This is a genomic window from Siccirubricoccus soli (genome assembly GCF_024178315.1).
GTDB lineage: Bacteria > Pseudomonadota > Alphaproteobacteria > Acetobacterales > Acetobacteraceae > Siccirubricoccus > Siccirubricoccus soli.
The window spans coordinates 1-248 of record NZ_JAMZIK010000299.1 but is presented as its reverse complement, the minus strand read 5'-3'; the positions used below and the strand labels follow the sequence as shown (position 1 = coordinate 248).

The window sequence follows — 248 nt, the reverse complement described above, 5'->3', positions numbered from 1 at the left end:
TGCAGGCGCGCGCGCGGGAGGCTCGCCTCGCCGCCCTGCTCGCCGCCTGCCACGAAGCGGGGCGACCCTGGCTGCTGCTCGGCCATCACCGGGCCGACCAGGCGGAGACGCTGCTCTTCCGCGCCCTGCGCGGCAGCGGCCCGGCGGGGCTGGCGGGCATGGCCCCGGCCCGCCCGGCGGTGGAGGCGCTGCTCCTTCGCCCGCTGCTCGGCACCCCGCCGGCGCGGCTGGAGGCGGTTGTGGCGGCG

Annotated in this window: 1 protein-coding gene; it reads left to right on the top strand. The window is 81.5% G+C overall.

What is annotated here, in order from left to right; translation table 11 throughout:
• On the top strand, positions 1–248 hold a 248-nt coding region (locus tag NJ376_RS28480; protein WP_305880031.1), incomplete at both ends, for an ATP-binding protein.